The organism is Burkholderia sp. WTPI3 (assembly GCF_021483755.1).
Lineage (GTDB): Bacteria > Pseudomonadota > Gammaproteobacteria > Burkholderiales > Burkholderiaceae > Burkholderia.
Map to the genome: position 1 here is coordinate 1 of NZ_JAGIXF010000149.1, position 9,321 is coordinate 9,321.

The window sequence follows — 9,321 nt, forward strand, 5'->3', positions numbered from 1 at the left end:
GGGCAACGGCGTGGGCACCGCACGCGGGTCCGCGCCGAACACGAGTTGCGCGAGCTGGTCGAGGATGAAGCTGATGCCGATCGTCGCGAGCAGCGGCGCGATGCGCACCGCGTGGCGCAGCGGCCGCAGCCCGATCCGCTCGATTGCGATGCCGAGCGCGCCGCAGCCGACGACGACCGCCGCGAGCGCGACCGGCAGCGGCAGCCCGAAGCGCGTCAGGCATAGCCAGCCGATGAACGCGCCGGCCATGTAGACCGAGCCATGCGCGAAGTTGATCAGGTGCGACACGCCGAAGATCAGCGCGAGCCCGACCGCGAGCAACGCGTAGATGTTGCCGACGATGAGGCCGTTGAGCGTGTAGTCGAGCCAGGAAGCCATCACGATGCGTCCGTCTTGAGCATGCGGGTCAGAGTCGGGGTCACGTCCGGATTCAGCGCGCCGCGATCTGCGGCTTCGCGCCATCCCACAGCGCCCACTGCCCCTGCTTCACGACGAGATACACGGTGCGCGCGCCCGCGACGCGGCGCGTCTGCGGATCGAAGCGCACCTTGCCGAAGATCACGCTCGGCACGTCGCTCACCTTCGCGAAGCCGTCGTGCGCGGCCTGGCGCGTCGTGCCGTAGCGGCGCAACACGTCGGCCGACAGGATCAGCGCGTCGTACGCGCGCGCGACGAACGAATCCGGATCGGTATGGAATTTCGCGCGATAACGCTGCACGAACGCCTGCACTTCGGGGCGTGGCTCGGCCGGGAAAAAGTTCGATTCCGTATAGACGCCGTCGACGGCCGTGCCGCCGAGTTCGAGGAACTTCGGCGAATACACGGAGCCGACCGCCGCGATCGGCAGCGTGACGCCCGACGTGCGCGCCTGCCGCGCGATCTGCGCGCCGTCCGCGTAGTACGAAATCAGCACGATCGAATCGGGCTTCGACTCACCGATGCGCACGAGCGTCGAGCGGAAATCCTTCTCCGTCGGCTGGTAGCCCTCGGCCGCGACGACCTGTGCGCCGAGCCCTGTCGCCGCCTTCGCGAAGATGTCCTTGCTGGTGCGGCCCCAGTCGGTGTTCAGGTACAGCACCGCGATCCGCTTGAAACCGAGTTCCTTCACCGCATAGCGCGCGAGCAGCGGCTGCTCTTCGGCCTGGCTCAACGCGGTGCTCCACAGATAGTCGCCGCCCTTCGTGAAATCCGGATGCGAGTTCGTAAAGCCGAACTGGATCAGTTGCCCGCGCTGGTAGATCGGCGACGCGGCCATCGACGTCGCGCTGGAGAAGTCGCCGAGCTCGATCACGATGCGCGGGTCCGCGACGAATTTCTGCGCGATCGCCACGGCCTGGCGCGGATCGCTGCGGCTGTCCTGGAAGTCGATCGCGAGCGGCCGGCCATGAATGCCGCCGCTGCCGTTGATCTCATCGAGCGCGAGATCGAAACCGCGCTTCCACTGCTCGCCGTATTGCGCGTCCTGCCCGGTAAGCGGCCCGCTCACGCCGATCACGACCGGCTCGCCCGATACGCCCGCCGCGAGCGCGCCGCCCGTCGACAAACCCCATGCGGCAGCCAGCGCCGCCACCGTGCCCAGCACGCGCCGCCATGCGCCGCGTGTGTCGTTCCCCGAAACGTTCATGCATCCCCCGGCTTCAGTCGATCGAAAAGAGTGAGGGCATGTAACCATCCGGTTCAGGGCGTTCCAACGAAGTTTTGCGCATATCGATATCGCGCACGGCGCGAAGCGAAACGAACGCGTGACGGTGACCCGCGGAGCGCGCCTCGCGCATTGCACCGGTGCGCGGCGCAGCGCGTTGATTCGATTGACGTTTCCCGCGCGGCGCCGATGGCCGCCGATGCGCGTGCATGCATCTCCGGCCGTCGCGGCACGCACGCGCTTCGCATTTTTCGCGCTGTCGATAGCAAAAATCATTATATGAATCACGCATGCTCACACTTCTACAATGCGCAAATCGCATCATCGGAACGCGTCATGGAGCTGCATCAACTCGAAGCCTTTTCCGCGGTCATGTCGGCCGGCAGCGTGACCGGCGCCGGCGAACTGCTCGGCCGCTCGCAGCCTGCCGTCACGCGGCAGATCCAGGAGCTCGAAGCCGATCTCGGCTACGCGCTGTTCGACCGGCATGGCCCGCGCGTGACGCCGACGCGGCGCGCGTTCCTGCTCTACGAGGAAGTCGAGCGTTCGCTCGTCGGGCTGCGCGCGATCGAAGCGCGTGCCCGTGCACTCGGCGACGAAACGGCCGAACCGGTGCGCATCGCGGCGACGCCTTCGCTCGCGGCCACGCTCGTGCCGGCCGCGCTTGCCGCGCTGCCCGACGATGCCCATGCGCCGCACTATCAGTTGCGCAGCGAGTCGGCCGAACACGTCGTGCACGAGGTGCTGGCCGGCACCGCCGATATCGGCATCGTCACGCTGCCGATGGCGCATGCAGGGCTCGACGTGCACTGGATCGCGCAGACGCCATGCGTCGCCGTGTTGCCTGCCGACGATCCGCTCGCGACGAAGCCGCGCATCGCGCTGCGCGATCTCGCGCGGCGTCGCATCGTGACGGTCGCGAACCGGCACCGGTTGCGCCAGCGGATCGATGCCGCGTTCGCCGCCGCACGCGTCGAGGCGCGCGTATTCATCGAAACCAATGCATCGTTGAATGCCGTGATGGCCGCGCGCGCGGGCGTCGGGATCGGCATCGTCGATCCCGCGACCGGCGTCGCGCTGCCGGTGGACGGCGTGGTCGCGCGCCCGCTCGACGTCGACATCCCGTTCGCGTTCGGAGTCGCGACACCGGCCGGCAAAGCCCGCACGGCCGCCGTCGAGGCATTGCTCGACGCGTTGCATCGCACGACGCACACGCTGCTCGACGACGTGATCTTTCACGATGCCGCGGCACACGACGCACTGCTGCGCGGCGACCGGCTGCGCACGGATCGCTCGACCCGAGCCGCACGCACGCGCCGGACGCGCCGGGAGGCCGCATGACGACGCCGGCCACACTCGCAGCCCTCGAAGCGCGGCTCGCGCAGGATCTTTGCTGGCTCGATTTGCCCGCCCCGCCGTGGGTGCCGCCGCGCACTGTCGACGGCACGCGCGTGCTCGACGTCGCCATCGTCGGCGGCGGAATGGCGGGGCTCGCCGCGTCGGCCGAACTGCGTCTGCTCGGCATCGACAACCAGTGCGTGATCGACCGCGCGCCGGCCGGCTACGAAGGCCCCTGGATCACGTTCGCGCGCATGGAGACACTGCGTTCGCCGAAGCAACTCACCGGCCCCGCGCTCGGACTCCCCGCGCTGACGTTCCGCGCGTGGTTCGAAGCGCAATACGGCCGCGAGGCTTGGGATGCGCTCTACAAGATTCCGCGCACGCAGTGGATGGATTACCTGCGCTGGTATCGCCACGTGCTCGACCTTCCGGTGCGCAACGACACCAATCTCGTCGCGCTGCGTCCGCGCGACGACGGCCTGCTCGCGCTCGACGTCCTAGCAAACGGCAAAGGCGAAACGCTGCTCGCGCGGCACGTCGTGCTGGCCACCGGCCGCGACGGACTCGGCGGCCCGTACGTGCCGCCCGTCGCGCAACGTGCGCCGCGCACGCGCTGGGCCCACTCGTCGGAGCCGATCGATTTCGCGGCGCTCGCCGGCAAGCGCGTCGGCGTGGTCGGCGCGGGTGCGTCCGCGTTCGACAATGCGGGCACGGCGCTCGAAGCCGGCGCCGCACGCGTCGACCTGTTCTTCCGCCGTGCGGACATTCCGCGCATCAACAAGCTGACGGGCATCGGCAGCCCGGGCCTCGTGCACGGCTACGCCGGTCTCGGCGACGCGGCGAAGTGGCGCTTCATGCACTACGCGCTGACGTCGCAGACACCGCCGCCGCGCGACAGCGTGCTGCGCGTGTCTCGGCATGCGCATGCGTATTTCCATCCGGGCAGCCCGGTCGAAACGCTCGTCGAACACGCGGACGGCCTCGACGTGATCACGCCGCGCGGCCGCTACACGGTCGACTTCCTGGTCTTCGCGACGGGTTTTCATTCGGACTGGACGACACGCGCGGAATTCGCATCGTTCGGGCCGCACGTGCGGCGCTGGAAGGATCGCTATCGTCCTGAACCGGGCACGTCGCTCGACGAGCTCGCCGAGTCGCCCGATCTCGGCCCCGCGTTCGCGTTCCAGGAGCGCGAGCCCGGTGCATGCCCGGCCATCACGCGCATTCATTGCTTCAACCATGCGGCGAGCCTGAGCCACGGCAAGCTGTCCGGCGACATTCCCGCGATCAGCGCCGGCGCCGAACGGCTCGCGCGCGGCATCGCGAGCCGGTTGTTCGATGCCGATCGCGAGCGCCACTACGACGCGCTCGTCGAATTCGCGAACGCCGAGCTGCAAGGCGACGAATGGCACGACGCCGACGCATGAGCGCCGCTGCGATCAACGACTCTCGAAAAAGGAACCCACCACGATGACCGAACCCGTCACGCCGGCCGCCACGCCGGATACGATCGACGCCGTCGCCGGCTTGCGCGACGGCGATGCGGTAACCGCCCTGCGCCGTGCCCGCGACAAGGTGCTGCTGCATACGCGATTGAGCGAAGCCGCACTGTTCGATCCGGCGCTGCCCGATCTTTCGCTAGCCGAACGATTGCATGCGGCGCGGTATGTCGCGTGGCGCTCGAACGCGCATGTGCTCGCCGCAACCTACCGCACGCGACTGCTCGACGCGGGCGGCACGCCGGACGACATCGCGCATGCGGACGCCGATGCGTTCGACGCGCTGCCGCCACGCATCGGCGCACTGCTCGCGCATGCACGCCGGCTGACACTGTCTCCTGTCGATGCGCGGCAGTCCGATCTCGATGCGCTGAAGTCGGCCGGCCTCACGACGCCGGCGATCGTCGCGCTGTCGCAGCTCGTCGCGTTCGTTACCTATCAATTGCGCGTCGCGGCGGCCGCGCGCGCGTTGCAGGCACGCGCCGTCAAGGAGGCCGCATGACGACCACGACCGCCCACGGCTTCACGTCCGACACGCTCGGCTGGCGCGCCTGGCTCGACACCGTGCCGCTCGACGGCGCAACGGCCGACCAGCTCGCGGTGCTCGAAGCGAGCCACCCGCAGGCGAAAACGTCCGACTATTACCTGCTGCTCGTCCATCTGCCCGAGATCCTGCGGCAGCGCTCGGGCGTGTTCAACGCGATCATGTACGGCCCCGGCGGGCTGTCGCGCGCGGAACGCGAACTGGCGAGCACGGCCGTGTCGCGCGTGAACGGCTGCGTGTATTGCGCGTCGGTGCATGCGCAGCGCTTCACGCAGCTCGCGAAGCGCACCGATGCGATCGAACAGGTGTTCGACGATCCGGCCGCCGCGGGCACGACCACGCGCGAACGCGCGATCATCCGCTATGCGATCGCGTTGACCGAACGGCCCGACAAGGTCGACGAGCACGACATTGCCGCGCTCGAAGCCGAAGGGCTCACCCATGAGGAAATTCTCGACCTGTCGCACGCCATCGCGATCTTCGCGTGGGCGAACCGGTTGATGCTGACGCTGGGCGAGCCGGTGTTTCCGGAGCCCGCGGCCAGCACCTGATGCACCGATGCGCGGTGTCACCGATACCCCGCGCTTCTCCAGCGATCCCCGCTGTCCCGCTTGACGACCGCGCGCCTACCGATTATGGTACGGTCATTCAATAATTCTGGAAATGCGATGGCGCGCCCCAGGGAATTCGACGAAGACGCGGTGCTCGACGCCGTGATGGACACCTTCTGGCGCTACGGCTACGAGGCGACGTCCGCGCAGGATCTCGTGCAAGCCACCGGCCTCGGCCGCGGCAGCCTGTATGCGGCGTATACGAACAAGGACGGCCTGTTCGAGCAGGCCATGCTGCGCTACAACCGGCGCTCGCACGAGAACGTCGACCTGCTTCGCGGGCCGGGCCCCGTGCTGGACTGCTTGCGTACGCTGCTGGTCGGTGTCGTCGACGACGATCTGAACGCAGCTCAAAAACGCGGCTGCCTCGCGACGAATACGGCCATCGAACGCGCGAGCCGCGACGCGCATGTGGCGGAACTCGTGCGCGAGAACTTCCGGATCATGCGCACGGGCATCCAGGAAGCCATCGAGCGCGGACAGGCAACCGGCGAAATCGACGCTGCCGGCCACGCCGAGGATCTCGCGTGGTTCGTGTTCAACGCGATGCAGGGGCTGCGTGTGCTCGCGAAAACCTCGACCGACAAGGACCGGAAGCGGCTCGTCGCCATCGTGGACCGGACACTGCGCGTGCTTGGCTGAGCAAAAAATTTTGCCCAGTTATGGAATGACCGTTCCACAAAAAGGAAATCCGATGGATACCTCGCTTTCTTCCGTTTCACATCCCGCGGCACGGCTGCCGTTCGCGGTCGTCGTGCTCGGTCTCACCGTGTTCTGCATCGGCACCACCGAAGTAATGGTGTCGGGGCTGCTGCCGCTGCTCGCGCATGAATTCGGCACGTCGATTCCGACAGCCGGCCTGCTGATCTCCGGTTACGCAGCCGGCGTAGTCGTCGGCGGCCCGGCGATGACGCTCGCGCTTCTGCGTGTGCGCCGCAAGACAGCGCTGCTCCTGCTGCTCGGTGTGTTCGTGGCCGGCCAGGCGCTCGGCGCGGTCGCGACGAGCTATGCATTGCTGATGATCTCGCGCGTCGTCGCAGCGTTTGCGCAGGGCTCGTTCTTCGGGATCGGCTCGCTGCTCGCGATCGATCTCGCCGGCCCCCGCGCGAAAGGCCGTGCGCTCGCAGTGATGTTCGGCGGCCTGACGATCGCCAACATCGCGGGCGCGCCGTTCGGCACGCTGATCGGCGAGCAGTACGGCTGGCGCGCGAGCTTCTGGGCCGTCACGGTGCTGGCCGTGCTGAGCCTCGTGGCGACCGCGTGGGTCGTGCCCGCCCAGGCGCGCCCGCCCTATCACGGCGTCGCGCGCGAATTCGCGTCGTTCCGGCGGCCAAGGCTGTGGCTCGCGCTCGGCATCTCGGCGCTGAGCCAGGCCGGGCTGTTCGCCGCGTACAGCTACTTCTCACCGATCCGCACCGAGGTCGGCGGCTTCTCCCGCGCGAGCGTGCCGGCCTTGCAGGCGCTGTTCGGCATCGGCTGTTTCGTGGGCACCCTCGTCGGCGGCCGCCATACCGATCGCCATCCGCGCGGCATCCTCTGCGCGGGCCTCGCGGCCCTGACCGTCACGATGGCCGCGTTCGGCATCCTGGCGCACTGCCCGATCGGCGCGATCGCCGCGCTGGCCGCGTTCGGCGTGGCGGCATTCTCGATCAATCCCGCGCTGCAGGCCCGCGCGATCGCGGAAGCGCCGCATGCGCCGACGCTCGCGACGACGGCGAACACGTCCGCCTTCAATGTCGGCAACACCGTCGGCCCGTGGCTCGGCGGCGTGGCGATCAATGCCGGGCTCGGCTTTGTGTCGTCGGTCTGGGTCGGCGTCGCGCTCGCCGCGCTGGCCCTGATCCTCGCACTCGCGTCCACACGCCCGGACGCTTCTTCCGCTTCCGATTCACCCACAGGCCCGACAGGAGCAACCTCATGAGCACTTCCACAACGCAGCAAAACCGCACGCAGGTCGCCGTTCTCGGCATCGGCGTGATGGGCACGCCCATCGCCCGCAACCTCGCCCGCAAGGGCTTCGTCGTCCGCGCGTGGAACCGCACGCGCGCGAAGGCCGACGCGCTCGCAATCGACGGCGTCGCGGCCTTCGACACGCCGGCCGGGGCCGTCGACGGCGCACACGTCGTCGTCACCGTGCTGAACGACGCCGACAGCGTGTTGCAGGCCATGCAGGCCGCCGCGCCGGCACTCGTGCGCGGCACGCCGTGGGTGCAGATCAGCACGGTCGGCGTGCGCGGCATCGCGTCGCTCGCCACGTTTGCGCAGGCACAAGGGCTCGTGTTCTACGATGCGCCCGTGCAGGGATCGCGACAGCCGGCCGAGCAGGCTCAGCTCGTGGTGCTCGCGTCCGGCCCGGCGTCGGCGCGCGCGCAGGTGCAGCCGGTGTTCGACGCGATCGGCCGGCGCACGGTCTGGGTCGCCGACGACGGTTCGACGGGCGCAAGCAGTCGGCTGAAGCTCGCACTCAATCACTACGCGTTCGCGCTGACGCACGCGGTGGCGGAGAGCCTGAAGCTGGCCGGTTCGCTCGGCGCGGACCCGCGCCACGTGATCGACGTCGTGTCGGGCGGCCCGATGGACAACGCGTACTTCCAGGCGAAGGGCGCGCTGATCCTGAACCACGACTTCCGCCCCGCGTTCACGATCGTCAACGCGGTAAAGGACGCGACGCTGATCGCGCAGGCCGCCCAGGACGCGGGCATGCAGGCCGACATCGCGAATGCGAGCCTCGCGCGCTTTCAGCGAGCGGCCAACGCGGGGCACGGTGACAAGGACATGGCCGCGTCGTTTCTTGCATGAAACGGCGGCGGTGGCGGCGCTGCGTTGTCCGAGCCTGAGTCGAAGCGCTGCCGCAACCGGCTCGCGGCCCCACGGCTAAACGCGGCGTCCGACGCTGCCCGTTACGATCGGCCCGGCCATGTGCCCGCGGGCACCGCTGGCCGGCATCGCCGGAAACGCCGGGTCGCCGCCTCACGCCTTGTGCGTCGACAGCAAAATACTCGTCTCGGTATTCGCGATCCCGTCGATCAGCCGGATCGCGCCGAGCACGCGATCGAAATGCTCGAGCGAATCGGCATGCAACTCGGCGACCAGATCCCAGCGTCCGTTGGTACTGTGGATCGACGCGACGTTCGGATGCCCGCGCAGCACCTTCACCACTTCCGCGCCGCGATTGCCCTGCACCGCGATCGACATCAGCGCGCGGATCCGGTGCCGCTCCGCTGCCGGCTTGAGCCGCACCGTATAGCCGACGATCACGCCGTTCTTCTCCAGCCGCGTCAGCCGGTTCTGCACGGTCGCGCGCGCGACGCGCAGCGCCTTCGCGAGCGCGACGACCGGCAGCCGCGCGTTGTCGCGCAGCAGCGCGATAAGCTGCCGGTCGACGTCGTCGAGCGTAATCATGAACGACCCTTCCTGTTGAGCGTGAACCGGCCGCAAGCTTGCCGGACATTGCGCATTCCGACCAGCAGCGCTTGAACAAACTGCCGGATGTGGCAAGCAATTTGCCAAGTCTATCGATAAATCTGCCACTTTTGCCGTCTTTTTGTTGGCTCGACTCCCGGAAATAATGACTCCATCGACCGGCCAAACCCGCCGCGACGCCGCTTTTCATGGAGCCGGGGCCCGGGCCGCAGCGCCCGCCCCGGCCGACCGGAACGCCGGACATCCGGTCCGGCAAAAAAA

The 9,321-nt window shown here is 68.5% G+C and carries 10 protein-coding genes; 7 read left to right on the forward strand and 3 right to left on the reverse strand.

The window, feature by feature from the left end:
• The coding region (locus tag J7024_RS35250; protein ID WP_234745920.1) for a branched-chain amino acid ABC transporter permease at positions 1–378 on the reverse strand (378 nt) is incomplete at its 3' end.
• 52 nt (positions 379–430) lie between these two features.
• Complete coding sequence (locus J7024_RS35255) at positions 431–1,624, reverse strand: ABC transporter substrate-binding protein (protein ID WP_124829866.1); 1,194 nt, start codon at positions 1,622–1,624, stop codon at positions 431–433.
• Between the two features lie 354 nt (positions 1,625–1,978).
• Between J7024_RS35255 and J7024_RS35260 the strand changes: the two genes are divergently transcribed.
• The 7 genes from J7024_RS35260 (at position 1,979) to J7024_RS35290 (ending at position 8,436) form a co-directional block, all read left to right on the forward strand.
• Positions 1,979–2,983 carry a LysR family transcriptional regulator gene (locus J7024_RS35260; RefSeq protein ID WP_175761920.1) on the forward strand — a complete coding sequence of 335 codons (1,005 nt, stop codon included), beginning with the start codon at positions 1,979–1,981 and terminating at the stop codon, positions 2,981–2,983.
• On the forward strand, positions 2,980–4,410 hold the full coding sequence (locus J7024_RS35265) for an NAD(P)-binding domain-containing protein (RefSeq protein ID WP_175761922.1): 1,431 nt from the start codon (positions 2,980–2,982) through the stop codon (positions 4,408–4,410). The genes J7024_RS35260 and J7024_RS35265 overlap by 4 nt, the downstream gene beginning before the upstream one ends.
• A 43-nt stretch (positions 4,411–4,453) precedes the next feature.
• Positions 4,454–4,984, forward strand: a complete 531-nt coding sequence (locus J7024_RS35270) for a CMD domain-containing protein (protein ID WP_124829863.1) — start codon at positions 4,454–4,456, stop codon at positions 4,982–4,984.
• Positions 4,981–5,577, forward strand: a complete 597-nt coding sequence (locus J7024_RS35275) for a peroxidase-related enzyme (RefSeq protein ID WP_124829862.1) — start codon at positions 4,981–4,983, stop codon at positions 5,575–5,577. Before J7024_RS35270 ends, J7024_RS35275 begins: the two co-directional genes overlap by 4 nt.
• 117 nt (positions 5,578–5,694) lie before the next feature.
• A complete protein-coding gene (locus J7024_RS35280; RefSeq protein ID WP_175752039.1) occupies positions 5,695–6,279 on the forward strand; it encodes a TetR/AcrR family transcriptional regulator in 585 nt (194 codons plus the stop codon).
• Between the two features lie 52 nt (positions 6,280–6,331).
• Positions 6,332–7,558, forward strand: coding sequence for an MFS transporter (locus J7024_RS35285; RefSeq protein WP_234745921.1), 1,227 nt, complete (start codon positions 6,332–6,334; stop codon positions 7,556–7,558).
• On the forward strand, positions 7,555–8,436 hold the full coding sequence (locus J7024_RS35290; RefSeq protein ID WP_234745922.1) for an NAD(P)-dependent oxidoreductase: 882 nt from the start codon (positions 7,555–7,557) through the stop codon (positions 8,434–8,436). Before J7024_RS35285 ends, J7024_RS35290 begins: the two co-directional genes overlap by 4 nt.
• Positions 8,437–8,607: 171 nt before the next feature.
• Here J7024_RS35290 and J7024_RS35295 read toward each other — a convergent pair whose 3' ends face one another.
• Positions 8,608–9,039, reverse strand: coding sequence for an Lrp/AsnC family transcriptional regulator (locus J7024_RS35295; RefSeq protein ID WP_059237585.1), 432 nt, complete (start codon positions 9,037–9,039; stop codon positions 8,608–8,610).
• Positions 9,040–9,321: the final 282 nt, after the last annotated feature.

Excerpts from the sequence above, each read along its gene's own strand:
- J7024_RS35260 (WP_175761920.1), top strand. The coding sequence starts at position 1,979 with ATGGAGCTGCATCAACTCGAAGCCTTTTCCGCGGTCATGTCGGCCGGC.
- J7024_RS35285 (WP_234745921.1), top strand. The coding sequence starts at position 6,332 with ATGGATACCTCGCTTTCTTCCGTTTCACATCCCGCGGCACGGCTGCCG.
- J7024_RS35255 (WP_124829866.1), bottom strand. The coding sequence starts at position 1,624 with ATGAACGTTTCGGGGAACGACACACGCGGCGCATGGCGGCGCGTGCTG.
- J7024_RS35295 (WP_059237585.1), bottom strand. The coding sequence starts at position 9,039 with ATGATTACGCTCGACGACGTCGACCGGCAGCTTATCGCGCTGCTGCGC.
- J7024_RS35270 (WP_124829863.1), top strand. The coding sequence starts at position 4,454 with ATGACCGAACCCGTCACGCCGGCCGCCACGCCGGATACGATCGACGCC.
- J7024_RS35275 (WP_124829862.1), top strand. The coding sequence starts at position 4,981 with ATGACGACCACGACCGCCCACGGCTTCACGTCCGACACGCTCGGCTGG.
- J7024_RS35290 (WP_234745922.1), top strand. The coding sequence starts at position 7,555 with ATGAGCACTTCCACAACGCAGCAAAACCGCACGCAGGTCGCCGTTCTC.
- J7024_RS35265 (WP_175761922.1), top strand. The coding sequence starts at position 2,980 with ATGACGACGCCGGCCACACTCGCAGCCCTCGAAGCGCGGCTCGCGCAG.
- J7024_RS35280 (WP_175752039.1), top strand. The coding sequence starts at position 5,695 with ATGGCGCGCCCCAGGGAATTCGACGAAGACGCGGTGCTCGACGCCGTG.